We start from the raw sequence: 24,632 nt of genomic DNA on the forward strand, positions 1-24,632 counted from the left end.
ACAGCTATTTAGCCAGGAAATTATCCGAATATATATTGAATATATGACGTTGTTCCGATTGTGCCATTCGCTAAAATGGCAAGTGTTATTTGTGCAACACAGGATTATTCTGTTCATGGAATCGACGTTATTTACGAAACCGTCATTGAAGGCGGACGATTGATGGGTATGTTCGCCGCGAAAAGGGGACGCGGTGCGAGCCTTTTTCGTTGTGGGGATGAGGCGGGAAAACATATCCGCCAGCCACAAATCCGAAGCCATTTTTAACTTTGACTGGAGAGGTCAGAAAATGAACATCAAGAGCCTCCTTCTCGGCTCAGCCGCGGCACTGATCGCGGTATCCGGCGCGCGCGCCGCGGACGCTGTCGTCGTTGCAGAGCCGGAACCGGCCGAATACGTCAAGATCTGCGACGTCTACGGCGCCGGCTACTTCTACATCCCGGGCACCGAGACCTGCCTGCGCATCGGCGGCTATGTCCGTTATGACATTGGCGTCGGCGACGCCGGCACGTTCGATGGTGTCAACCATGTCCCTGACCATCAGAGCGCCGGCGACACGCATTCGACCTATTACAAGAACACCCGCTTCACGCTGAAGACCTGGACCGGTCAGGAGACCGAACTCGGCACGTTGAAGACCTACACCGAGACCCGGTTCAACTACGGCAACAGCTCAGGTGATTATCTCAATCAAAAAGCCAGCAATGCCGACGACTGGCAAGGCCGCAACAAGTCTCTCTCGCTGCGTTTCGCCTGGATTCAGCTCGGCGGCCTGCGCGTCGGCAAGGACGACACGGCTTTCGATACGTTCATCGGCTATGCCGGGAACGTCATCCAAGACACGATCGTGCCCTATGGCGGGCAGGAGAGCAACGTCGTTCAGTACTACTTCGATGCAGGCAACGGGCTGACCGGGCTGGTCTCGCTCGAAGAAGGCGCCGGCAAGATCGGAACCATCGACAGCTATGTTCCGCATGTCGTCGGCGGCTTGAAGTACAAGGGCGACTGGGGTGCGATCACTGGCGTCGTCGCGTATGACAGCAACTACGAAGAAGTTGCCGGCAAGGTTCGTTTGGACGTGAACGTCAGCAAGGAATTTTCGCTGTTCGTCATGGGCGGTTACGGCACCGATGACAACCTCACCGATCCGACCAACGCCATCGATGCCAAAGGTCGCGGCTTCTACAAGCAGTGGGGCGGCAACTGGGCAATCTGGGGCGGCGGCACCTACAAATTCGACGCCAAGACCTCGTTCAACGCTCAGGTCTCTTACGACGACTGGAAGAACCTCGGCATCGCCGCTAACGTTGCCTATACCGTTGTGCCCGGCTTCACGGTCACGGCCGAAGTCGACTACCAGAATGTCGGCAATGACACCCCGGCGAACTCCATATGGGCCGGTGCCACCAAAAAGAGCAATGTCGGCGGCATTCTCCGCTTCCAGCGCAACTTCTAAAGGGTAGACTGACCTCACCACCCGCCCGCAGCACATATCGCTGCGGGCGGTTTTTTATGCGTTGTTGCGAAAGCCGGCTCCGGCGCAAGCCCATATCTTGATTTCGCCACCCGATCGGTGAAAAGCTCTAGAAATGGAATGGCGCGACGAGGGAATCATTCTCGGCACCCGCAAGCATGGCGAAACCGGCGCCATTCTCGAGGTGATGACGCGTACGCATGGCCGCCATCTCGGTCTCGTTCGCGGCGGCCGTTCGCGCAAGCAGCAGCCTGTCCTGCAGCCAGGCAATCGCGTCGATCTCTTGTGGCGGGCACGCCTTGACGAGCATCTCGGCACCTTCCAGGCCGAGCCGATCGAGATGAATGCCGCCCGGCTGATGGACAGCGCCATCGCCGTCTACGGATTGCAGACCATGGCGGCGCATCTGCGTCTGCTGCCGGAGCGCGACGCCCATGGCGGCCTTTACGAGGCGCTTTCGGTGATGATCATCCATCTCGACGACGCCGATGCCGCAGGTGAACTGGTGGCACGCTTCGAGCTTCTGATCCTCGATGAACTCGGCTTCGGCCTCGATCTCAGCCGCTGCGCCGCCACCGGCACGCAACAGAACCTAGCCTATGTCTCGCCGAAATCGGGGCGCGCGGTGTCGCGTGAAGCAGGCTTGCCGTGGCGCGACAAGATGCTGGCGCTGCCGGCCTTTCTGCAGCGCGGTTCCGGCCTGCGCGCGGATCCCGGGGCTGTCGAGGACGCCTTCCGGCTCACCGGCTTCTTCTTCACCCGCCACGTCTATGAGCCGCGCGCCATCGAGCAGCCCGATGCCCGCGCCGGCTTTCTTGCCGCACTGCGCAAGCATCATGCAGCGCGCAAGACCATTGCCGGAGAGAATGCCGGCAGAGAAATCATCACATGAGCGAGGTTGAACTTTATCCGGGCCGCGTCTCGCCGCTCGGCTTGGGCACGATCCCGCATGCCGACATCCTGGAGTACACCGGCCTGGAATTGCTGCAGCGCATCGTCGATGGCAAACATCCGGCGCCGCCGATTTCCTTTCTGCTGAATTTCACCCTCACCGAAGTCTCGGAAGGGCGCGCTGTCTTTCATGGCATGCCGAGCGAGCGTCACCTCAATCCGCTCGGCAGCGTGCATGGCGGCTGGGCGGCGACGCTTCTCGATTCGGCTTTGGCCTGCGCCGTGCAGACACTGCTCGAAAAGGGCGAGGCCTATACGACCGCGGAATTCAAGGTCAATTTGACACGGCCGATCACGCCCAGGACCGGCGAGGTGGTCTGCGAAGGCAAGGTTGTCCACAAAGGCCGAACGCTTGCCGTTTCGGAAGCGACGTTGAAAGACGCTGGCGGCAAGCTGCTAGCTTTCGGCACCGAGACATGTTCCATATTTCCAGCCGCCAATCTGGCGTCGCGTTGAGTTTTCCAGCTGTCCAGCCGTCGCCTAGCCGCCGTATTTGAATGTCAGTGAGACGAAACGTCAGTGAAAACTGGCCTGGTTTGGGGGAACCGCCATGTTTGAGAGCCTGATCGGCCTTGTCGCCATCATCGCCTTGTTCGTCATCATTTCGCGCCAGCAAGGCCGCATCGGCCTGATCGAGCGCGAACTTGGTGCGTTGCGCAGCCTTGTGCTTTCAGGCGCCGTGCCCGCTGCAGTCAAGCCGTCCGAACCGGCGGCCACCGATGGCAAGGAGGACGCGGCGCCGGTGCCGGCGGCAGCGGCCGATCTGGCTCCAGCAGCAGTGAGCGAGCCGACCGCCGCACCGATGCCCGCTGCAGAAGCGGAAGCTCCGTCCGGCGAGATCATGTCCGGGCCATGGACCGCGGGCGAGCCGAAGGCAACGGAGCCCACCGAACCTGCCACAACGCCGAAAGCCGCCCGCCAATCCGATGTCGAAACGGCGCTCGGCACCCGCTGGGCGGTCTGGGTGGGCGGCATCGCGCTGGCGCTGGGCGGGTTGTTCCTGATCCGCTACACCATCGAGGCTGGTATTTTCGGTCCCGGCGTGCGGCTCATCATGGCTGCGGTGCTCGGGCTGGTGCTGGTTGCGGGCGGCGAGTTCATCCGCCGCACCGGCTTCAAGATGCCCGTGCAAGGCGCCGCGGGCGCCTACATTCCGGCAATCCTGACAGCGGCGGGTGCCTTCATCCTGTTCGGCACCGTCTACGCCGCCCATGGCATTTACGGTTTCATCGGGCCGGCTCTCGCCTTCACGCTGCTCGGCGCCATCGGCGTGGCGACCATCGCGGCCGCTCTCGTCCACGGCCAGGCGCTGGCGGGCATCGGCCTTGTCGGCGCCATGGTGACGCCGGTGCTGATCGCCTCGCAGGCGCCCAATCCATGGGCGCTGTTCGGCTATCTGGCCATCGTGCTTGCCGCCACCGGCGTCATCGCCCGCATGCGCGATTGGAAGCTGCTGATGGCGGCGGCCTTTTTCGGCACCGGCATCTGGACCATCCTCTACATGACCGACGCACCGGGGGCGAACCTCTCCGCCATCCTGTTCATCAACGCGGTCACGCTTGCCGTGCTCGCTTTTGTCTGGCTCGGCCGTCGTGGCGACGAGACCGGACGGGCCAGGGTTTTCGACTGGCCGTCGATCGTGCCTGGGCTGTTCGTCGCCTTCTCGGCGCTGGGCCTGTCGGTCGACCCGGTCTTCGCCGCCGCCGGCGATGCCTTGCCGGCGGCAGTGCTGCTTGCCATGATGGTGGCCGTCGCGCTCTGTCGACCGCTGGCGCTGCCCCTGCTTTTCGCCGCCGGATTGGCGACGGTGCTGATCTATCTCGGCATCATACCGCCGACCTCGATCGCTTCCGATTTTTCGGGCGGCGCTCTTGGTGTCGATGGGCTGCCGCTTGCAACCTCCAACGCGCTGACATGGCGCATCGGCATCGCGCTGGGCCTGGTCTTCATTGGCGCCGGTCTCTGGGCAGCCCGGAAGTTCGCGGCCTCCTCCTGGCCGCGGTCCGCCTCTTGGGCGGCATGGGCCGTCGTCGTGCCGCTGGTCATCCTGCTGGCGCTCTGGTTCACCTTCGGCAATCTCGACCGCGACTTTGTTTACGCCGCCATCGCGGCACTACTGGTGGTGATTTTCGCCGCCGGCGGCGAGTGGATCGCAAGGGCCGAAGCGCCGCCGCTCAAGGGTGGAACGGCCGTATCATTTGCCTTGGGCGGCGCGGCAATCGCCGGCCTCCTGATGCTGCACATGGCTTTTGGCTCGGGCTGGACCACCATGTTGCTGGGTGCCGCGGCCATCATACCGGCGCTGGCGACACGCTGGCGTTCTTATCCGGCGCTCGGCTGGATTTCTGTCGGCGCCGTGATCGCGGTGCTCGGCCGCGTCGCCTTCGATCCGACAATCGTCGGCGCTGAATTCCTCTCCACCACACCGGTGTTCAACTGGCTGCTGCCGGGTTACGGGATACCGGCGCTGGCCTTCGGCTTCGCCGCCTGGCAACTCGCCCGCACCACCGATGGCCGGCCGCGCCTCGCCATGGAAGCGGCCGCGGCGCTGTTTGCGCTGCTAACCGTTGCCATGCTGGTGCGTCACGCCATGCATGGCGGCGTCATCGACACGGGTGCCATGACGCTCGCCGAACAGGCGATCTACACGCTGATCGCGATCGGCGCCGGCGCCATCCTGGTCGCCATCGACATGCGCTCGCCAAGTTCGGTGCTGCGCTATGGTTCGATGGCCGTCGGCGTGGTCTCGGTCGCCTTCATCGTTGTCAGGCATTTCGTGGTGCTTAATCCGCTGCTCACGGACGAATCGACAGGCCGGATCCCGGTGTTCAACCTGTTGTTCCTCGCCTATCTCCTGCCGGCGGTCGCCGCCGGCGGGCTGGCGTTGTACGCCAGGGACAAGCGGCCGAAATGGTATGCGCAGATGTTGGCGCTGGTGGCGGCGCTGCTTGCCTTTGCCTATGCCACGCTGTCGGTGAGGCGCCTGTTCAAGGGCGAGTTCATCGGCTTGTGGAGCGGGCTTGGCCAATTGGAAACCTACACCTATTCGGCGCTCTGGCTGGTCATCGGCGTGGCGCTGCTCACCGCCGGCGTCTGGCTGAAGTCGCAGGTGCTGCGCATTGCCTCCGCCGGGCTGATCGCTGTCGCAGTGCTGAAGGTCTTCCTCTTCGACATGTCCGAACTGGAGGGCGTGCTCAGGGCGCTGTCCTTTATCGGGCTTGGTGCCGTGCTGATCGGCATCGGTCTGTTTTACCAGCGACTTTTGACGCGGGCGGCGAAGGAGGGAAGCGTAGCATCTTGAAGGAATATGCAAGGTAGAATATATGAATATCCATTGGAGGATATTCCATGCCGCTCTACATCCGTGACGATGAGGTGGATGCGCTGGCAACCAAATTGCAGCGCGAGACCAACGCCCCGAGCAAAACGGAGGCGGTTCGGATCGCCTTGGTACACGAACTTGAGCGCAATCGCGCCACGGTGCCGCTTCGCGATCGGATTGCGAGGTTGCAAGCCGAGGCCAGGAAGCTTGGCCTGCCCAACCCCGATTTCGACATGAAGAAATTCACCGACGAGATGTGGGAAGACTGATGTTCGTCGACGCATCGGTGATCGTCGGAATTCTCTATTGGGAACCTGGGTGGGAGGAACTGGTCAAGCGGCTTTCCGGTTTTGCCGGCCCGCTCTACGTATCTGCGCTGGTGCGTTTCGAGGCGACGCAGGCAGTGGCGCGCGCAGCCGCGGGCTCCCACAGGCCGGATGCTGAAACCCTTCTCAGGGCTCGCGATCTGATCGATCGTTTCATTGTGGAAATTGGCGCGGAAGATGTGGTCATCGGCGAAGACATTGGCTCCCAGGCCATTGATGCAAGTGGGCGCTATGGCAAGGCTGTCGGCCATCAGGCCCAACTGAATTTCGGCGACTGTTTCGCCTACGCTTGTGCCAAAAGTCTCAATGTTCCGCTGCTCTACAAGGGCAATGATTTCCCGTTTACCGATTTGGGATAATTCGGCTTTCTTGTTGATTGCCGGGAATAAATCGGCCGACGGGCTCGTTATCTCATTGCTTGGGTGACCGGGGCGGCGGACCGCTTCGCGCTGGCCGCTTGCGCCGCGCCGGGAAGGCGCGTTCAATCGAGATCAACAAAGGCGACCTCAGAAACCAGCGGTCATGGACGAAAAGAAGGCAGCAATCCTTGGCGAAATACCGCGCCTGCGCCGCTACGCACGCTCGCTTTTGCGCGACCGCGATTCTGCCGACGACCTCGTCCAGGACTGCCTCGAACGCGCACTGCTGCGGCTCGAGAACTGGCAGACGGGAGAGAGCCCCAGGAGGTGGCTGTTTACGATCATGCATCATTTGTTCATCGACCAGATGCGCAAGGTGAACCGCCGCGGCGAGGCGGCGATGCTGCCGCTGGAAGCGGGCGAGGCGGTTGCCCAGCCGGCCGAACAGTTGGAGGGCATCGCCTCGCGCGAGATCATCAATGCTTTGCAGGCGATCAGCCCCGATCGTCGCGCCGCGCTTGTCATGGTCGCGATCGAGGGCTTTTCCTATGCCGAAGCCGCCAACATCCTGGGCGTGCCCGCCGGCACGCTGATGTCACGCATCGCGCGTGGGCGTGAGGAATTGCGTGGGTTGCTGGATGATACGGCGCGCCGCCGCACGATAAGGATCGTCGAGAAATGATCCGCCGCGATTTTTCCGAACGTGACATCCACATGGCGCTCGACGGCGAGCTGCCGGCCGACGAGCGTGCCGCCTACGATGCCTGGCTCGAAGCCAATCCCGAGATGAAGGCCAGGAGCGTCCGCTTCAGCGCCGACCGGGAGGCATTGCGCGCCGCCTTTGGCGGTGTGCTGGATGAGGCTGTACCCCTGCGTTTGCGCAAGGTGGTGCTCGGCGAGGCACCGCTCAGGGTCGCCGCGCCACGCTCGCGCTGGTGGCTTGCTGCTGCCGCGGCCGTGCTTCTGGCCGCGGGCGGATTTGGCGGCTACTTTGCCGGCATCGACGGCATCGGGCAGGAGGATCCGGCTGAAGACAGGCTCGCCGAACAGGCGATCGCCGCCCATGTCATCTTCGCCGCCGAGAAGCGGCATGCCGTGGAAGTGCCTGCCAGCGACAAGGATCATTTGCAGACCTGGCTGTCCAATCGGGTCGGCTTGAGGCTGGTCGCCCCGGACCTGACAGCCAACGGTTTTCAACTGATCGGCGGACGGCTGCTGCCGGCCGGCGAAAGCAAGGCCGCGATGCTGCTCTACGAGGACGACAAGGGTGAGCGCATATCGCTCTTCGTCACCGCGGAATCGACGGAGAACGCCAAGGGCACCTATGCTGCGGCGCAGGACGGGCCGCAGGCCGTCTATTGGCTGGACAAGGGCTATGGCTGCGCCGTCGTCGGCTCGCTGCCGCGCGAGCAATTGGCGGTCGTGGCCAAAAATGCCTATGGCCAGCTTTTGGCTGGTCTCGCGAGCTGAGCGGGCTGTGATCTTCCGCAACGGGCAGGCTTCAAACGGCGATCTTGCGCAAAGCTTGCCGGCTTCGCTGCCGTCACCGAAACTGTCACAATTCGGCCCTAATCAAGGAGCGATAGCGCTTGATGAATACCGGCGCTTCGGCCGGTGTTCGCGACGTTTCTGACCGGGGCCGTTTCCGCAACGCAATCGAGGTTTCCTCAAGCCGCATGCCTGCCGAGATCCGCACGGCCCGCGCGTCCGACGTCGATGATCTCGCCGCCATCGAGAAAGCTGTGTTCTCGAGCGACCGCATCTCCCGCCGCTCCTTTCGCCAGTTCATCGAGCGTGAGACAGCCGAGGCGCTGGTCGCCGAAATCGATGGCCGCGTCGCCGGCTATTCGATCGTGCTGTTTCGCAAGGGCAGCGGGGTCGCGCGGCTCTATTCCATAGCTGTCGGCCCGTTTTTCGGGGGACTCGGTGTCGGCCGCCAGCTGCTGTCGGCGGCCGAGGAGGCAGCCTTCGAGCACGACCGCATGATGCTGCGCCTCGAAGTGCGCGAGGACAACAACCGGGCCATCCGCATCTACGAACAGGCCGGCTATCGCAAGATCGGCCGCGAGCCGGGCTACTACTCCGACGGCGAGACCGCGCTTCGTTATGAAAAGACACTGCGCGGCGATCTCCCGGTCGCCACCAAGGTGCCGTTCTATCAGCAGACCTGCGAGTTCACCTGCGGTCCGTGCTGCCTGATGATGGCCATGGCCAATTTCGACCGGGGCTTCGTGCCGGACCCGGTGATGGAAATCCGCCTCTGGCGCGAGGCGACGACCGTCTTCATGATGTCTGGACCTGGCGGCTGCGAGCCGTTCGGCCTGGCGGTCTCGGGTTACGAAAGCGGACTCGCGGCGGAGATTTTCGTTTCCTTCTACGGCGCGCTGTTCCTGCAGTCGGTGCGCAGCGAGGACAAGCGCCGGGTGATGGAGCTGGCCCAGGTCGACTTTCGCCGCCGCGCGGAACTTTACGGTATCCCGGTGAATTACCGTCCGTTCACCATCGACGATATCAGAACCGCGATCGCTGGGGGAAAGCTAGTGCTGGTGCTGATCAGCGGCTTCCTGATGTTCGGCAAGAAGGTGCCTCACTGGGTACTGGCCATCGGCGACGATGGCGACCATATCCTGATCCACGATCCCTGGGTCGAGGATGAAAGGCAGGAAACCATCCTTGATGCCGCCAACATTCCCGTGCCTTACAGCATCTTCATGAACATGGCGCAGTTCGGCCGCGACGGACTGCGTGCCGCCATCACTTTGGGAAAGAGATAATGACCTGGGTCATTCTTACCGGCAGGCAGAGCGATCTCGACCAGGTGGCGACACCGCACAAGATCATCACCAATCGCGAGTATCTCGCGCATCCCTCGCTGTTCCGCGGCCAGCGGCCGAAGGTCATCAACCTGTCGAACAACTACGGTTACCAGAGTCGCGGCTACTATGCCTCGCTGCTGGCGGGCTCGCGCGGCCACAAGGTCATCCCGACCGTCGAGACGATGATCGATCTGTCCGAGCGCAAGCTCTACGAACATGCGCTGCCGGAACTGGAATTGGCGCTCAACAAATGCCGCAAGGATCTCGGCGGCGCCTTTCCGGCGAAGGTGTGCATCTTTTTCGGCATCGGGCCGTCGAAAGTTTGGGACCGTTTCGCCAAGCTGTTGTTCGACTGGTTCAGGGCACCGGCGCTGGAGGTCCACATCAAGGACAGCGCCGAATGGGCCTCGATCCGCAAGATCGGTTTCCATCCCCTGGCGCGCATGACCGAGGACGAGGAAAAAAGCTTCATCCAGTGCCTGGAGACCTACACCAACCGCGAGTGGCGCGACACCAAGGGCCGCACGCCGGCGCGCTACACCTTCGCCACGCTTGTCGATCCGCATGAGGAACTGCCGCCGTCGGAAATCTCGTCGTTGCGCTACTGGGCCAAGATCGCCGAAAAGATGGGGGTCGAAATCGAGCCCATCACCAGGAAGGATCTCGCCAAGCTCGCCAACTACGATGCGCTGTTCATCCGCGAGACCACCTCGATCTCCAACCACACCTATCGTTTCGCCCGCCGCGCCCAGCAGGAGGGCATGCCGGTCATCGACGATCCGCTGTCGATGATCCGCTGCACCAACAAGGTCTATCTCAACGAGTTGATGGCCTACAACAAGGTGCCGGTGCCTCCCACGGTGATGATCGCCGGCACCTCGGATCTCGAACTCGCCGCGCAGACGCTGGGCTTTCCGTTGGTTCTGAAGATCCCGGACTCCTCTTTCTCGCGCGGCGTCAAGAAATGCGCCAACCTCGAGGAGCTGACGCGGCTCGCGACCGAGTGGCTGGAGGATTCCGATCTTCTGATCGCGCAGAAATTCATCCCGACCGAATATGACTGGCGTGTCGGCGTGCTCGGTGGGCAGCCTCTATTTGCGGTCCATTACCTGATGGCCAAGAAGCACTGGCAGATCGTCAACCACAAGGCCAATGGCAAGCCCGACCAGGGTGGCATCAAGACCTTCACGCTGAAGGAGACGCCGCCCCATGTCGTCGAGACCGCGGTCAAGGCGGCGCGATGCATCGGCGACGGCCTCTACGGCGTCGACCTCAAGGAGACCAAGGATGGTGTCTTCGTCATCGAGGTCAACGATAATCCCAACCTCGACCATGGCTGGGAGGATTCCGGCGAGAAGGATGAGGTCTGGGTGCGGTTGACGCAGTGGTTCCTGGAGCGGCTGGACAGGCCGGGACGGTAATTCAACCGAGGAGAAACCATGCAGTTCATCGTGATCGAGGATTTCACCGGCAGCGACCGCAAGGAGATCTACCGCCGTTTTCGCGATCGGGGCCGCCTGAAGCCGGATGAGCTTGTCGTGCACCACAGCTGGATCGCGGCGGATATGAGCCGCTGCTTCCTGCTGGTCGAAGCCGATGACGTCACACTGCTGCAACGTTGGGTCATCGAATGGGCGGATCTGGTCGAGTTCGAGATCGTTCCCGTGGCAACCAGCAAGGATATGACGCAAGCATTGAGCGGGCACCTCTGATCGTCTCGCCGCCTGCTGTGTCAACGGAATGCCGGCGAACCCACTGCGCGCTGGCATTCACGGATCAGCCAATCGCGGAACGCCGCCACGACGTCGCGCCGGCCGCTTCTTTCCGGGATCGTCAGGCAATAGGGCTGGCGCAGCGCGATCGCCCTGGCGGCGGGCCGGACCAGCCTGCCGTCCTCCAGAGCCTCGGCGCAATAGACCCCTTGCGCCAGCGCCACGCCCAATCCCGAAATGGCAAGGTCGAGCGCCGCGCGTGACGAGTTGGCCGAAAGGCCGCGCTGCGTTGCCCGGTCGGGCTGGATGCCGGCCGCGTCGAACCAGTTGCCCCAGGACGGAAAAGACGCGCCGGTCGGCCCCCAGTCCGTGTGGATCAGCGGCAGCCCGGCGAGCGGTCCGCCATCTGCCTTGACCATGCTGGCAAGCTTTGGCGCGCAAACGGGATAAACCGCGTCACGGACGATGTCCTCGGTCGGGTGCTCGCGATAATGCGGGCCGTAAGACAGCCTGACATCGATCAGCTCGCGATCGAACGGCACAGGATCGTCATCGCCCCGGAGCGAAACATCGGCGGCGCCATGGCTTGCGACGAAGCCGGCCAGGCGCTGCGAAAGCCAACCCATGGCCATGGATGGCGGGACCGACACCACCAGGCGCGGGCGGAAGACGTCGCCGCCCAGTTCGCGCGCGACGCTGCCGATTTCCTGGAAGGCCATGGTTAGCCGTGGCAGCATTTCCACGCCCGCCTCGGTGAGGACGACGCGGCGGTTGACGCGATGGAACAGCTTGCGGTCCATCTGTTCTTCGACCGAGCGGACGAGCTGGCTGACCGCGGCAGGCGAAACCGAAAGCTCTTCCGCCGCCGCGGCAAAGCTGCCTGTGCGCGCCGCTGCCTCGAAAGCCTGCAGTCCTTTCAGCGATGGAGATGTAACCATGATCACCGGATAGATAAGTTCACCTTATCTAAATCGCAGAAATGGTCGTTTTTGGAAAGTTTTTTCATCGGCTACAATGGATGTCATCAAATCCCAGCCAGGATCGAAGCCGATGGACCATCGCGACATCATCGCGTCATTGACCCCGGAAGAGCGCAATCGTCTGACCGCCAAGTCCGATGCCGCGGGTCTCGTTCAGCTTGGCGCCCATTGGGGCGCGATCGCGGTCATTGGAGCGCTGATTGCGGCCAAGGTGCCATTCTGGCCGCTGCTGATGCTGCCGCAAGGCATCCTGATCGTGTTCCTGTTCACGCTCCTTCATGAGACGGTTCATCGCACGGCGTTTGAGACGCAAAGGCTGAACGATGCGGTGGCGCGGGTGTGCAGCTTGGCGATCGCGCTGCCGGCCGACTGGTTCCGCTACTTCCATTTCGCCCATCACCGCTTCACACAGGATCCGGACAACGACCCGGAACTGGCGTCCCCGAAACCGGAGACGCTGCGGCAGTACCTCGTGCATGTTTCCGGCATTCCGGTGTGGTGGGGCCATTTCAAGACGCTCTATGCCAATGCCATTGGGCGCAGCCAGGACAGCTATGTGCCGCCGAAGGGCCGCCCCAAGGTACGGGTCGAAGCGCGCGTGATGATTGCGATCTATGCCGTGGTCATTCTGCTCGCCGTCTATTTCCGGCTCTCCGTGCTTCTCTATGTCTGGATCGTTCCCGCTTTGCTCGGACAGCCGTTCCTGCGCCTCTATCTGCTGGCCGAGCATGGCCGCTGTCCCTTCGTCGCCAACATGCTGGAGAACACCAGGACGACACTGACCAACTGGGTGGTGCGCAAGCTCGCCTGGAACATGCCCTTTCATGCCGAGCATCATGCCTATCCCGGCGTGCCGTTTCATCAACTGCCGCGGTTTCACGCGCTGATCGAACGGCATCTCAAGGTGGTCGAACCGGGTTATGTCAGCTTCCACGAGAATTACATCGAGACACTGCGTTGAGCGGCCTGTCTCAGCCGGTCTGGCTGCGCGGCGCACGCGATTTCAACAGGCGCTGGATGTCCGCCGCCTTCGACGGCACGCCGATCAGATAACCCTGCGCCTCCGTGCAACCATTGTCGCGCAGCATGTCGAGTTGCACCTCCGTCTCGACGCCCTCGGCCGTGACGACGATGCCAAGCTCCGTACCGAGCCCGATAATGGTGCGAACGATCGCCGCCGTGTCGCGATTGCCGATGTCGCGGATGAACGAACGGTCGATCTTGATCTTGTCGACCGGGAACCGCCTGAGGTAGCCGAGCGAGGAATAGCCGGTGCCGAAATCATCCAGCGCGATGCGAATGCCGAGGTCACGCAATTGCCGCAGCGCCTTCAAGACGGCTTTGCTCTCGTCCATCAGCACGGTTTCAGTGATTTCCAGTTCCAGCTGCCCGGCCGGCACCCCAGAAAAAGCCAGTGCCGAGATGACGCTGCGGGCAAATCCGTCGCTTCTGAGCTGCACGGCCGAGACATTGACCGCTATACGCAGGCCTGGTGGCCAGCCGGCCGCCGCCGCGCAGGCCTTCCTCAGCGCCCACTCGCCGAGCGGCACGATCAGTCCGATGTCTTCGGCGACCGGAATGAATTGGTCCGGCGCGACAGTCCCCCGCACCGGGGAATGCCAGCGCATCAAGGCCTCGGCGCCGGTGATCTCGCCGGAGGCGATGTTCATGATGGGCTGGAAATCGAGATCGAATTCCTGACGCGGCAAGGCTGTCTCGAGGTCGACTTCAAGCGCCCGGCGGGTCTGCACCATGGCGTCCATCTTGGGTTCGAAGAAGCGATAGAGGTTTCGTCCTTCGCTCTTCGCCCGATAGAGTGCCGTATCGGCGTTTTTCAACAGCGCATCGGCGTCCCTGCCGTCGTCGGGGAAAACGGCGATGCCCAGGCTGATGCCGACATGCATGTCCCGGCTCTTGTCGCGAAACGGCTTTGCGACCGCTTCGATGATGCGCTTCGCCAGTTTCTCGGCATCGGCGATGCCCTTGAAATTGAACTGCATGACAACGAACTCGTCGCCGCCGAAGCGGGCGACAATGTCTGTCTCATTGCGCAGGCAACGCTGCAGCCTCTCGGCGACGCATTTCAACAGCCAATCGCCGGCCAGGTGCCCCCAGCTGTCGTTGATCGCCTTGAAGCGGTCGAGATCGAGCGAGAAGATCGCCAACCGTGCGGCCGCCGCGTCTTCCAGGGCGAGGTCGAGCCGTTCGCGAAACATCGAGCGGTTGGGCAGCCCGGTCAGCATGTCGTGATGCGCAAGATGGGTCATGCGCTCTTCGGTGCGGCGGCGCTCGGTGACGTCGTCGAAAGTCGCCACCCAGCCGCCGCCGCTCATTGGCCGGCGTGTGACCAGGATTGTCCTGCCGTCGGCAAGATGCCGATAGGCCGAATGGATTTTTCCCGCCCGCCGGCAGGCTTCGGTCTTGGCAACTTCGCTGTCGACGTCGATCTGCGTATAGATGCCGAGTTCAAGCAACCGTTCGAGCGCGTCGCGATGCGTCGTCCCAAGCGGGAAATCCGCCGCCTTGACCTTGTAAAGCTCCAGAAAACGCTCGTTGCGCACGATCATCTTGCCGTCGGCGTCGTACATCAGCAGGCCTTGCGACATGTTGGCGAGCGCGGCGTCGAAGCGGCGATGCTGTTCCTTCAGATCCTGCTCGGCGCGGCGCTGTTCGGTGATGTCCTCATAGATCGAGACCCAGCCGCCCAAGGCCAGCGGGCGGTGCGAAATGCGGATGATGCGGCCGTCCGCCAGCGCCTCCTCGTAGATCGAGGGTTTCGCCTGGTCGATATAGGGCTTGCGGATGGCGTAGAGTTCATTGGCGCTTTGCGACGCGACGCCAATGTCGACGCTGTGCCGCAGGATGTCGATGAAACGGATGCCGGGCCGCACCACCTTGGCGTCGAGGCAGAAGATGTCGATGTAGTTGCCGTTGCAGATGATCATGCGCTCGTCGGCGTCGAACATGCAAAGGCCATGCGACATGTTCTCGACAGCAGCCGAAAAGCGTTCGTTCTGTTCGCGCAGTTCGTCTTCCATGCGGCGTGAGCGTTCCATGCCTTCGGCCGCCCGTTCCGGGACGATCGAACCATCCTTGACGTCCACGACGGGCATGGGGCGCGCCTGCGGTGCGTGATCGAACATCACACTGTTGACGCTTCCGGTTAATTTAGCGTTTTCTACCCTATCGCGGGTGCCGGGGCCTGCTGCCGCGATTTCTCGATCGCCGAAAACCTCTTCAGGAAGGCATTCTGTGCCCAGGTCACCGAACGCGGTGCGAAATCGAAACGTTCGGCGGAAAAACCGCGCGGGCGGCCGAAGAACTCCGTTGCCTCGGCGGTCGAAAAGCCGGCGAGCAGCGTTGCCTCGAAATAGGCGGCGATCTGGTCGGCGCGCTTGATTTCCTTGCGCAACGCCGCCGCCAGGTCGGGAGGCAGCGAGAAGCGCAGATGGATGGCGCGCTGCAAGCGCAATTCGCAGTCCTTGTAGCTGCCGCCCATCACCGACTTGAACGGCGAGATCATGTCGCCGATGACATATTCGGGTGCATCGTGCAGCAGCGCCGCCAGCCGGTCGTCGGCCGAAGCCGTGGGCATCAGTTCGTTGAACAGCGCCTCCACCAGCAGCGAATGCTGGGCGACCGAAAAGGCATGCTCGCCGCTGGTCTGGCCGTTCCATCGGGCAACGCGGGCGAGCCCATGGGCAATGTCCGAAACCTCGATGTCGAGCGGCGATGGGTCGAGCAGGTCAAGCCGGCGGCCGGACAGCATGCGCTGCCAGGCGCGTGGCGGCGCGCCGGTGCGGTCCGCCGCCATCAGGCTTCCTCCGCGCCGACGGTTTCCTGCGGGAAACTGAATTTGGCCCAGGTGGGGATGATTAGCGTCACCGGCACGTCGCCCGCCAGGATCGGCCGGCCGGCGTCCAGCGCCGCCTTGACCCTGTCGATGCGCGCGATGGCAAGCCCAATCGTGCCAGCACTCGAGCCGAGCGCGCCGACCGGCCGTCCCTCGACGGTCAGCTCGGTGCCCGCGGCGGGCAGGGGAAGCTCGGACTGGACAATCAACACACGCCGCCTGGCCGTGCCGCGATGCTGCATGCGCGAGACGACTTCCTGGCCGACATAGCAGCCCTTCCTGAAGCCGACGCCGCCTGTCTCGTCGAGCAGCACGTCGTGCGGGAAAGCATCGCCGAGCGCATAGTCAGCCCCGCTTTCGGCAATGCCGTGAGCGATGCGGAAGGCCTGCCATGCGGCGCCATCGTCGGCTTGCGCAGCGCCGGCATAGGAGCGCGTGACGCTCTCGTCATCAAAGCGCCTGTCGGCAACCGCCGTTGAATCACTTCGTGAGGCGATTGACTCGTTTCCCCACGCAACAGAGACAAGTGCCTGTTCCGACTTGGCAATCTCGACCTTGGCGCGAAGCTTGTAGAGCATCAGCCGGCGAACGAAATCATCCGAGATATCGGCACGGCATTCGAGCCGGAAGGCGTTTTCACCAGCACGCGAGATCAGGAAGTCGAACAGGATCTTGCCTTGCGGCGTCAACAGCGCGCCCGGTCTTGCCTCGCTTTCACCCAGCGCATCGAGGTCGGTGGTGAGGATGTTCTGCAGGAAGTGCTCGGCATCCGGACCCGAGACGGAAATCAGCGCGCGGTCTTTCAGAAGGGTAAAGGGCATGGGGCGAATAAAAGCCTGATCTTGCAAAACGGTTGGCCATTACGTAAGCCGCTGACACTCCCCCCGCAAGAGAGCATGACCATGACCTACGACCTCATCCTGACAGGCGGCACCGTGGTCAACCATGACGGCGAGGGTCTTCGCGACGTCGGCGTGAAGGGCGGGCGGATCGCCGCGATAGGCGACCTCGGCCAAGCCTCGGCCGGCGAGACGATCGACTGCCGCGGCTTGCATATCCTGCCGGGCGTCGTCGACAGCCAGGTGCATTTTCGCGAGCCCGGACTGGAGCACAAGGAGGATCTGGAATCCGGCTCGCGGGCGGCGGTGCTCGGCGGCGTCACAGCCGTGTTCGAAATGCCCAACACCAATCCGTTGACCACCAGCGAGGCAACGCTTGCCGACAAGGTTCGGCGCGGCAGTGGCCGCATGCATTGCGATTTTGCGTTCTGGGTCGGCGGTACCCGCGAGAACGCCAAGGACGTTGACGAACTTGAGCGGTTGCCCGGCGCGGCGGGCATAAAGGTCTTCATGGGATCGTCAACCGGCGACCTGCTGGTCGAGGATGATGAAGGCGTCGCCTCGATCCTGCGGAATACCCGCCGCCGTGCGGCCTTTCACTCGGAGGATGAGTTTCGGCTGCGCGAGCGCCTTGGCGAACGCATCGAGGGCGACCCGAAATCGCATCCGGTCTGGCGTGACGAGATCGCCGCCTTGCGTTGCACCGAACGGCTGGTGCGCGTTGCGCGCAGCGTTCGCGCCCGCATCCATGTCCTGCACATTTCGACCGCCGAGGAGATCCTGTTCCTCGAGCAGCACAAGGATGTCGCGACCTGCGAGGCGACGCCGCACCATCTGACGCTGAGCGCCGACGACTATGCGCGGCTCGGCACGCTGATCCAGATGAACCCGCCGGTGCGTGCCGCACGCCACCGCGACGGTGTCTGGCATGGCATCGCGCAAGGCATCGTCGACGTGCTCGGCTCCGACCATGCGCCCCACACATTGGCCGAAAAGGCAAAAACCTATCCAGCTTCGCCCTCGGGCATGACCGGCGTACAGACGCTGGTGCCGGTCATGCTCGACCACGTCAATGCCGGCCGGCTGACCCTGCAGCGTTTCGTCGACCTGTCCAGCCACGGCCCGCAACGCATCTTCGGCATGGCTGGAAAAGGCCGCATCGCCGCCGGCTATGACGCCGACTTCACCGTCGTCGATATGAAGCGGCGAGAAACCATCACCAACGCGCAGGCCGGCTCGAAGGCGGGCTGGACACCCTATGACGGCAAGCAGGTCACCGGCTGGCCGGTCGGCACCGTCATTCGTGGTCGCCGCATCATGTGGGAAGGCGAAATTGTCACGCCGAGCCAGGGCAGGCCCGTCGAGTTTTCCGAGGCGCTGTCGGCATAGGCAGCCATGCCTTTGATTCTATAGCGTTCTGCACTATGTTCAGGACGCTATGGCCACATATACGCGACCTATGATTGTCCCCGCTGAGTTTCCGGAGCTACAGGCGCTCTTGTGGAACCGTGACGTTACCCGGCCGATCTCCGCAGAGGAAGCGTTTGCCTTGTACGAACGCAATTGGCGTTTCGTCGATCAAACGCGGCTTACGGTGCGCGAAAAGCTGCTTATACAAAATCTGGCCGACGAATTCGGCCATGGTATCCTTCTGACGGCTGGCTGAAGTCTCTCTTGTCTGTTTTCGTCTCGCGTTGGCAACACTGAACTGAACTGAGCGCGAGCGGATCATGAAGGAATTCACGAGGCCTGAACATCGCATCATCGGCGAAGCCCTCGCATCGATGGACCGGAATTTCCTGTTCGCGAGCCAATGCTGGTTCGGTGGCGGCACAGCGATCGTGTTGAAACTGGGGGAATTTCGGCGGTCTTTGGATGTCGACTTTTTGTGCGCGGATGCCAATGGGTATCGCGACCTGAGAACATTGGCTGTCGAACGTGGCGTCAGGGCATTCTTTCCCGATCCTGTCGAGGCCGTCCGAGATTTCCAGATCGATCAATACGGTCTGAGGACGGTCGTGCGGTTGAAGGGGCAGCAGTTCAAATTCGAAATTGTGCGTGAAGCCCGTATCCCCTTGCAGGGGCATTTCGACCCCGATCTGAATGTGCCTGCACTGGTTTGCACCGACATGTTCGCTGAGAAGCTGCTGGCTAACGCCGATCGTTGTCAGGATCGGTCGGTGGCTTATCGCGATGCGTTCGACCTCGGTATGCTTATCAATGCCTACGGCGAGATCCCGGGCGATGCGGTCGACAAGGCGCAAACCGCATACGGTGCTGACATCCGGCGCAAAATCGCCTGGGTGGTGAACAGACTCGGTGAGACCGATGAACTGCGCCACGCAGCGAGGATTTTGCAGATGGAGGACGACAAGGCGCTCGATGCGATTGCCGCTCTTCGAAAGGAAGGCATTCGTATCTGGCCGCATGCCGGCATAGACAAGAGTCCTGAACGCCCGACTACATAGGCAGGTTCAATCCCCAGCGACGAAGAAGGTCCACTGCCCGGCGGGCGTGATGCCGACGCGGTAGAAGATGTAGGCGCCGAACTGCTTCATGTCGTCGAAATCGCCGGCGGTGACGATCTTGAACAGTTCGACCCGCTGCTTGGCGTCGAGCTTGTCGAGCGGCAGCGCGAAGAAATATGGCCAGACATAGAGTTCCTGCGGCGTCCCGGCGTCGACATGGACATAGCCGGCACTGAGCACTTCTTCCAGAATGGCCAGGATTTCCTGGCCGTCCGGGTCGCCGGAGAGCCCCTTGAGGAAGGCGATGGCGTCGCCGTCGATGTCGGCCAGCGACAGTTGGGTCATGCTGTCGCCCGTGCCGATCAACGGCCTGAGCTTTTCGATGTCGCCGGTCCTGCAAGCCTCGATAATCAGGTCGTGCATGCGCCGCACGGGCTCGGGCAGCTTGGCGAGGTCATAGACCACCTCCGGCAGGGGCGCTTCGGGGTCGACGCGCGGCCTATTGCTGCTGCCATCCGATGGGCTGTCGGGCTCTGCCGCGTCCGGAGCAGCCGGCTGGCTGGTCGAAGGCGTCCCCACGGGATCCGGCATCGGGACTGTGCTTCCGGGTGCCGAACTGTCGCTATCCGTCGGCGGCGTGACAGGGGAGGGAAGCTCTTCGCGCTGGATCTGGCTCAACGCATGGGCAGGGCTGCTCTCAAGGCAAGCCACCAGTGTAAACGCGGCACAGCAAGCAGCGAGACGGATGTAAAGGACCAAGCCCTTCGGCTTGCCTGACATCGGAAAATTCACTGCCCGTATCTCCCTGATTCCGGGCATGATGCCCGAACGGCACTTGATGGTCAAAGAACCTGATATCGGTTCAGTGCCGCAGCCGCTCGGGTTCGAAGGCGCCAGCAATCACCTTCTCGCGCATGCGGTCGAGCAGGGCAAGGGCCGATGTCTCGCCATTGGCGCGCAACATTTCACCGAATGCGGTCTCGAGCGCCGCCTCGGCAATGATCTCGGGCTCGATGCCGGCCGAAAGGCCTTCCGCCCAAGCTTCGCTGTGGCTCTCCACCGCCGTCAGGCGCTTTTCTTCCCTGACCAGCGCGTCGATGTCGTTGACACCATGTTCCATAGCGATGTCCACCCTTTCAAGCGGCGATCCATCCGTGTGAATCAGGCTTGATCTGTTTCGTTTACACGCAGCCCCAAGTAAGTATTTGTAAATACGACATTTTTTTGATCGTGCTTTACAAAGGGCGGCTGCGCTTGGCGAAGCTGCATTCAACTCGGATCAAACTTAGCCGATTAGGCCGGCCTGCGGGGCGAAAACCTTCAGTTTGAGTTAATTCCACATTTGTGTGCTAACGTTTGATTAACGCTGTTGCAGAAGTGCAACATCAGGATTGCACCAAGACACTGGCTGGCACAAGCCGGATATGCCCGCCGCCGCTCTCAACTGCCCGGATATCTGTTGATGGACGCCTGGAGAGCTTCGCCGTTGTCCCCAGAGAAAACCGCGTCACACTTTTTCTGGAATTGACCTAATTGCCGTAGCGCGAGGCGATGTCGCGCGTCAGCGTCTCGCCTTCCTTCATGTAGCGGCTGATGGCTTCGGTGGCTGATGCAGTGCATTGCGTATAGGTGCCGCCGAAAGAGCGGTAGCCGCGGTTGAAGCTGGCGATGAAGCGGGCCCGCCGTCCGGCATCCGGATTTTCCGAATCGAGCAGTTTTTCCATCTCGACGCGCCACTGGTCGCCCTTCTCGCCACACAGATTACGCAGGAAATGCAGCGATCCCAAAACCTCGGCCAGCCGCATCAAGCCAGGCTCGAACGGCGCCTCCGCGCTCGATGCCGGCCGCACCGCTAGGCCCGTGCTGGCGGCAAGGCACAAAACGACGAGAAGGGAAGTGCGGCTCATATGTCTATCTGGCCAAACAATTTGTCGCCTGCAAGGCGTTTCCAGCGGGACGGTTGCGGATTTCAGCGGCTTGCAGGGGAACCGTCGGGTCGCCCCAGCAGATCTTGTGCCACCGCGAACACCGAACCGGCGAGCGGCAACGCCGCCATCTCGCTGAGCGTATAGAACGCGGCTGTCTCGGCGTCGTCGCTGGCCACCGCCTCGCCGCCGGCATAAGCGGCGCCGAAGACCGTGAGGCGGTAGTCGACCGGATGGCTCTCATCCCTGCCGTCGATATGGATTTCCCGAAGCGGGCGAAAACCGGCGGCGTGCAAACCGGTTTCTTCCAGCAACTCGCGCTTCGCGGCAACCTCCAGTGTCTCGCCGGCCTCGACCTTGCCGCCCGGAAAGGCGTAGAGCCCCTGCGAAGGCGGCCTTGCGCGCTTGACCAAGAGCACGGTGTCACCACGCACCACCGCGACCGAGACTGCCGGCAGTATCTTTCGTTGTTCGTTCATGGCTCCCAACCGTTCGATCGCCGCAGCCCGCTGTGGACGGCCAGTGCCGGACAGCTTTAGCGGTTGCAGTGCGGCTGTTCCATCGCCACTTTCTTGCGGAACCATTCGGCGGAATTATTCGAGAGCCACGATCGATCATGTGCGGACGCTTTGCCTTGACCGCCACGCCGGGCCAGACCGCCGCCTTTCTGGGCTTGGCTGAGCTGGAGGAATTTCCGGCGCGCTACAACATCGCGCCGACGCAGCCAGTGCTGATGGCGCTCTCCGGGGTGCCGCGGGCGCCACGCTCCAACCTGCCGGACCGCCAGTCGATGCTGGTGCGCTGGGGCCTCATTCCCACCTGGGTCAAGGACACCAGGGAGTTTCCGCTGCTGTTCAACGCGCGCTCGGAAGGCGCGATCGAGAAGGCCTCGTTCAAGGCGGCCATGCGCCATCGCCGCGCTCTGGTGCCGGCATCCGGCTTCTATGAGTGGCGGCAAACCGGCGGCAAGAAGGGGCAACCCTACTGGATACGGCCCCGGCATGGCGGGTTGGTGGCCTTTGCCGGCCTGATCGAAACCTATGCCGAGCCGGGCGGTTCGGAAATGGATACCGGCGCGATCCTGACCGTCAACGCCAATGCCGACATCGCCCATATCCACGACCGGATGCCGGTGGTCGTCGATCCCGGGGATTTCGCCCGCTGGCTGGATTGCCGCACGCTCGAGCCGCGCGATGTCGCCGACCTGCTGCGGCCGGCGCAGGTTGATTTCTTCGAAGCGATTCCCGTGTCCGACCTCGTCAACAAGGTCGCCAATACCGGACCGGAAATTCAGGAGAGGGGCGAGACCGGACCGGAGCCCGAGAAGGTCAGGCGCCAGAAGCCTGGCGCGCACGACGATCAGATGACGCTGTTCTAGCCAAGCCCGTCGAGGGCTTCATTTCCAAGGCGCCTGTTCGCGCCCTGATCGCCGGCGGTTGCGCCGGCTGCGCATCGCTTCAGGCGGCGCGGGGCGATACGATCTTCTGCGCCGGCTTCTTCTTCTTAGCGGTGTGAAGAAGGGCGGCGACGATCGCGGCCGGACCGATTGCGCGATAGTGGCTGGCCAGCGCCGGTTGCTTGGCGCGGTTGGCGTCTTGCTTGCTTCGAGGCATCTTTCTCTTCCCTGGTAACGTCTTCGTGTCTGCGTTTGATGGTTGATTCCGACCAAATCGTGACGCTTGGTGATCTAGCCGGCGAATGTTTCATGACTGTGCCGACATGTTTAATAAAATGTTTCACTGCCTGATTCCGCGTGATCGAGCGACGCGCTTACCCGTCTTTATGACGTTTTTCCTGGGATCAGCGACTTGACGGCAACACTGGCCAAGGCGATAAAGCCGCCCATGAAAACGTCTTTCGCCATTTGTGGCATTTGCATTATTGGCTAGCCTCGCGCTGGTCCGGACGTTTTCGCCTCATCTTCCCCTAGATTGGACAAACGCCCCGGCCAGCAGGCTGGAGCCTGATTTGCGCCTCGGCGCGGGGCCGGCTCCATCCAGACAAAAAGTTCGGAACCGGGAAGGCATGGAATGTCTGACGCATCGAAGGGCCTGCGCCTCTACAACACGCTGACGCGGACGAAGGCGGACTTCACGCCGATCGATGCGCTGAATGTGCGCATGTATGTCTGCGGCCCGACCGTCTACGATTTCGCCCATATCGGCAATGCCAGGCCGGTGATCGTTTTCGATGTGCTGTTTCGCTTGCTGCGCCATGTATACGGCGAAACGCATGTCACGTATGTGCGCAACATCACGGACGTCGACGACAAGATCAACGCGCGCGCGTTGCGCGATTTCGGCGACGAGATATCAGCCGGAAAGCTGTCGCTCAACGAAGCTATCCGGCGGGTGACCGAAAAGACCGCCGACCAGTTCCACAGCGATGTCGCCACGCTTGGCTGCCTGGAGCCGACCGTCGAACCGCGCGCCACCGAATTCGTCGAGCCTCGCGCCGACGGCAAGGCCGACATGATCAGCTTGATTCAAAGCCTGATCGAACGCGGCCATGCCTATGTCGCTGCAGGTGAAGTTCTGTTCGACACGGCGTCGATGCCCGACTACGGCCAGTTGTCGAAGCGCAATCTCGACGAGCAGCAGGCTGGTGCCCGCATCGCCGTCGACGCGCACAAGAAGAACCCTGGCGATTTCGTGCTGTGGAAACTGTCTTCGCCCGAAGAGCCGGGTTGGAAGAGCCCGTGGGGCAGGGGCAGGCCAGGCTGGCACATCGAATGCTCGGCGATGTCGGCGGCTTATCTCGGCGAAGTCTTCGACATCCATGGCGGCGGCCTCGACCTGATCTTCCCGCACCATGAGAACGAGATCGCCCAGTCGCGCTGCGCCCACGGCACCGATGTCATGGCCAATGTCTGGATGCACAACGGCTTCCTGCAGGTCGAAGGGCAGAAGATGTCGAAGAGCCTCGGCAATTTCTACTCGATCCACGAACTGCTGGAGACCGAGACCTTCGGCGGCCGCAGCTGGCCGGGCGAGGTTCTGCGGCTGGCGATGCTGATGACGCACTACCGCGAGCCGATCGACTTTTCGGTGCGCAAGCTGGAGGAAGCGGAGAACACGCTGCGCAAATGGAAACGCGCGGCCGATCTGGCGCCGGCGGCGGGACAATTGCCGACTAAGGTCGTGGAAGCCCTTTCCGACGACCTGGCCACCTACGCTGCCTTCCAGCAATTGACCCAGCTTGCCGGCGAGGCGAGCGAAGTCGAAGGCCATGGCGAGAACGCCGCCGCCGCTTCGCTGAAAGCCGCACTTCTCTTCCTCGGCTTCGACATCGGCGCGGCCAGGGTCGACGAGGCCGAGGTCGCGAGGTTGATCGCCAGGCGCCTGGAATTGATCGCCGCCAAGAACTGGGCCGAAGCCGACCGCATCCGCGACGACCTCTTGGCGCAAGGTGTGCAGTTGAAGGACGGCAAGGATCCGGTCACCGGCGAACGTGTGACGACGTGGGAGGTGAAGCGGTGAGGGCGGCGCCAAGCGCCCCCCTCTGCCCTGCCGGGCATCTCCCCCTCAAGGGGGTGTTTGGACCGGGGACATCGCGAACAGGTGTGCGAGGACATCGCGAACAGTTTTGTCACTTATCGTCTGCAGAG

26 protein-coding genes are annotated in these 24,632 nt (G+C 62.5%); 17 read left to right on the forward strand and 9 right to left on the reverse strand.

All coding sequences use genetic code 11. The features are described 5' to 3' along the window. Positions 1-289: 289 nt before the first annotated feature. From LB577_RS28515 to LB577_RS28565, 11 genes are all read left to right on the forward strand, one after another. Positions 290-1,456, forward strand: a complete 1,167-nt coding sequence (locus tag LB577_RS28515) for a porin (protein WP_224689846.1) — start codon at positions 290-292, stop codon at positions 1,454-1,456. Between the two features lie 133 nt (positions 1,457-1,589). Then, the gene (gene recO, locus LB577_RS28520; RefSeq protein WP_224689847.1) at positions 1,590-2,366 is read left to right on the forward strand and encodes a DNA repair protein RecO; all 777 of its coding nucleotides are present in this window, start codon (positions 1,590-1,592) and stop codon (positions 2,364-2,366) included. Next, positions 2,363-2,881: a PaaI family thioesterase gene (locus LB577_RS28525; protein ID WP_224689848.1), complete on the forward strand. Its 519-nt coding sequence runs from the start codon at positions 2,363-2,365 to the stop codon at positions 2,879-2,881. The genes recO and LB577_RS28525 overlap by 4 nt, the downstream gene beginning before the upstream one ends. Before the next feature lie 94 nt (positions 2,882-2,975). Further along, positions 2,976-5,726, forward strand: coding sequence for a DUF2339 domain-containing protein (locus LB577_RS28530; RefSeq protein ID WP_224689849.1), 2,751 nt, complete (start codon positions 2,976-2,978; stop codon positions 5,724-5,726). Positions 5,727-5,773: 47 nt separating this feature from the next. Continuing rightward, complete coding sequence (locus LB577_RS28535; RefSeq protein ID WP_023768472.1) at positions 5,774-6,016, forward strand: type II toxin-antitoxin system VapB family antitoxin; 243 nt, start codon at positions 5,774-5,776, stop codon at positions 6,014-6,016. Continuing rightward, on the forward strand, positions 6,016-6,432 hold the full coding sequence (locus LB577_RS28540; protein WP_224689850.1) for a type II toxin-antitoxin system VapC family toxin: 417 nt from the start codon (positions 6,016-6,018) through the stop codon (positions 6,430-6,432). The genes LB577_RS28535 and LB577_RS28540 overlap by 1 nt, the downstream gene beginning before the upstream one ends. A 163-nt stretch (positions 6,433-6,595) precedes the next feature. Continuing rightward, positions 6,596-7,114: an RNA polymerase sigma factor gene (locus tag LB577_RS28545; protein WP_013896365.1), complete on the forward strand. Its 519-nt coding sequence runs from the start codon at positions 6,596-6,598 to the stop codon at positions 7,112-7,114. Then, positions 7,111-7,902, forward strand: a complete 792-nt coding sequence (locus LB577_RS28550) for an anti-sigma factor family protein (protein WP_224689851.1) — start codon at positions 7,111-7,113, stop codon at positions 7,900-7,902. Before LB577_RS28545 ends, LB577_RS28550 begins: the two co-directional genes overlap by 4 nt. A 206-nt stretch (positions 7,903-8,108) precedes the next feature. After that, positions 8,109-9,206: a peptidase C39 family protein gene (locus LB577_RS28555; protein ID WP_224689863.1), complete on the forward strand. Its 1,098-nt coding sequence runs from the start codon at positions 8,109-8,111 to the stop codon at positions 9,204-9,206. Beyond that, positions 9,206-10,669 (forward strand): RimK family alpha-L-glutamate ligase, encoded by a 1,464-nt coding sequence (locus LB577_RS28560; protein ID WP_013896362.1) that lies wholly within the window; start codon positions 9,206-9,208, stop codon positions 10,667-10,669. The genes LB577_RS28555 and LB577_RS28560 overlap by 1 nt, the downstream gene beginning before the upstream one ends. A gap of 18 nt (positions 10,670-10,687) precedes the next feature. Continuing rightward, positions 10,688-10,960, forward strand: a complete 273-nt coding sequence (locus tag LB577_RS28565) for a DUF3303 domain-containing protein (RefSeq protein WP_023768467.1) — start codon at positions 10,688-10,690, stop codon at positions 10,958-10,960. A 20-nt stretch (positions 10,961-10,980) separates the two neighbouring features. On the opposite strand, the gene LB577_RS28570 is transcribed toward LB577_RS28565, so the two are convergent. Next, entirely contained in the window at positions 10,981-11,898 is a 918-nt protein-coding gene (locus tag LB577_RS28570) for a LysR substrate-binding domain-containing protein (RefSeq protein WP_224689852.1), read from the reverse strand. Positions 11,899-12,010: 112 nt separating this feature from the next. Between LB577_RS28570 and LB577_RS28575 the strand changes: the two genes are divergently transcribed. Continuing rightward, positions 12,011-12,901 carry a fatty acid desaturase family protein gene (locus tag LB577_RS28575; RefSeq protein ID WP_224689853.1) on the forward strand — a complete coding sequence of 297 codons (891 nt, stop codon included), beginning with the start codon at positions 12,011-12,013 and terminating at the stop codon, positions 12,899-12,901. A 10-nt stretch (positions 12,902-12,911) separates the two neighbouring features. On the opposite strand, the gene LB577_RS28580 is transcribed toward LB577_RS28575, so the two are convergent. The 3 genes from LB577_RS28580 to LB577_RS28590 form a co-directional block, all read right to left on the reverse strand. Continuing rightward, positions 12,912-15,053: a putative bifunctional diguanylate cyclase/phosphodiesterase gene (locus LB577_RS28580; protein WP_224689854.1), complete on the reverse strand. Its 2,142-nt coding sequence runs from the start codon at positions 15,051-15,053 to the stop codon at positions 12,912-12,914. 65 nt (positions 15,054-15,118) lie between these two features. Beyond that, positions 15,119-15,754 (reverse strand): YfbR-like 5'-deoxynucleotidase, encoded by a 636-nt coding sequence (locus LB577_RS28585; RefSeq protein WP_224689855.1) that lies wholly within the window; start codon positions 15,752-15,754, stop codon positions 15,119-15,121. Next, positions 15,754-16,614 carry a YgfZ/GcvT domain-containing protein gene (locus LB577_RS28590; protein ID WP_224689856.1) on the reverse strand — a complete coding sequence of 287 codons (861 nt, stop codon included), beginning with the start codon at positions 16,612-16,614 and terminating at the stop codon, positions 15,754-15,756. Before LB577_RS28590 ends, LB577_RS28585 begins: the two co-directional genes overlap by 1 nt. A 75-nt stretch (positions 16,615-16,689) precedes the next feature. Here LB577_RS28590 and LB577_RS28595 point away from each other — a divergent pair, with 75 nt between their 5' ends. The 3 genes from LB577_RS28595 (at position 16,690) to LB577_RS28605 (ending at position 19,100) form a co-directional block, all read left to right on the forward strand. After that, positions 16,690-18,021, forward strand: coding sequence for a dihydroorotase (locus LB577_RS28595; RefSeq protein ID WP_224689857.1), 1,332 nt, complete (start codon positions 16,690-16,692; stop codon positions 18,019-18,021). A gap of 70 nt (positions 18,022-18,091) precedes the next feature. After that, positions 18,092-18,298 (forward strand): hypothetical protein, encoded by a 207-nt coding sequence (locus LB577_RS28600; protein ID WP_224689864.1) that lies wholly within the window; start codon positions 18,092-18,094, stop codon positions 18,296-18,298. Between the two features lie 64 nt (positions 18,299-18,362). Then, complete coding sequence (locus LB577_RS28605; protein ID WP_224689858.1) at positions 18,363-19,100, forward strand: nucleotidyl transferase AbiEii/AbiGii toxin family protein; 738 nt, start codon at positions 18,363-18,365, stop codon at positions 19,098-19,100. 6 nt (positions 19,101-19,106) lie between these two features. On the opposite strand, the gene LB577_RS28610 is transcribed toward LB577_RS28605, so the two are convergent. The 4 genes from LB577_RS28610 to LB577_RS28625 all read right to left on the reverse strand — a co-directional run bounded on the left by LB577_RS28610 (position 19,107) and on the right by LB577_RS28625 (position 21,504). Next, on the reverse strand, positions 19,107-19,892 hold the full coding sequence (locus tag LB577_RS28610; RefSeq protein ID WP_224689859.1) for an alanine and proline-rich secreted protein Apa: 786 nt from the start codon (positions 19,890-19,892) through the stop codon (positions 19,107-19,109). 70 nt (positions 19,893-19,962) lie between these two features. After that, complete coding sequence (locus tag LB577_RS28615) at positions 19,963-20,220, reverse strand: hypothetical protein (protein WP_008874920.1); 258 nt, start codon at positions 20,218-20,220, stop codon at positions 19,963-19,965. 409 nt (positions 20,221-20,629) lie between these two features. Further along, positions 20,630-21,007, reverse strand: a complete 378-nt coding sequence (locus tag LB577_RS28620; protein WP_224689860.1) for a TIGR02301 family protein — start codon at positions 21,005-21,007, stop codon at positions 20,630-20,632. Between the two features lie 62 nt (positions 21,008-21,069). Then, positions 21,070-21,504, reverse strand: coding sequence for an NUDIX hydrolase (locus tag LB577_RS28625; protein WP_013896352.1), 435 nt, complete (start codon positions 21,502-21,504; stop codon positions 21,070-21,072). Positions 21,505-21,641: 137 nt separating this feature from the next. Here LB577_RS28625 and LB577_RS28630 point away from each other — a divergent pair, with 137 nt between their 5' ends. Beyond that, positions 21,642-22,403 (forward strand): SOS response-associated peptidase, encoded by a 762-nt coding sequence (locus LB577_RS28630; RefSeq protein ID WP_224689861.1) that lies wholly within the window; start codon positions 21,642-21,644, stop codon positions 22,401-22,403. Between the two features lie 79 nt (positions 22,404-22,482). On the opposite strand, the gene LB577_RS28635 is transcribed toward LB577_RS28630, so the two are convergent. After that, positions 22,483-22,638, reverse strand: coding sequence for a hypothetical protein (locus tag LB577_RS28635; protein WP_013896350.1), 156 nt, complete (start codon positions 22,636-22,638; stop codon positions 22,483-22,485). Positions 22,639-23,055: 417 nt separating this feature from the next. Between LB577_RS28635 and cysS the strand changes: the two genes are divergently transcribed. Continuing rightward, a complete protein-coding gene (gene cysS / locus LB577_RS28640; RefSeq protein ID WP_224689862.1) occupies positions 23,056-24,504 on the forward strand; it encodes a cysteine--tRNA ligase in 1,449 nt (482 codons plus the stop codon). Positions 24,505-24,632: the final 128 nt, after the last annotated feature.

The sequence above is a fragment of the Mesorhizobium sp. B283B1A genome (assembly GCF_020165735.1).
Lineage (GTDB): Bacteria > Pseudomonadota > Alphaproteobacteria > Rhizobiales > Rhizobiaceae > Mesorhizobium > Mesorhizobium opportunistum.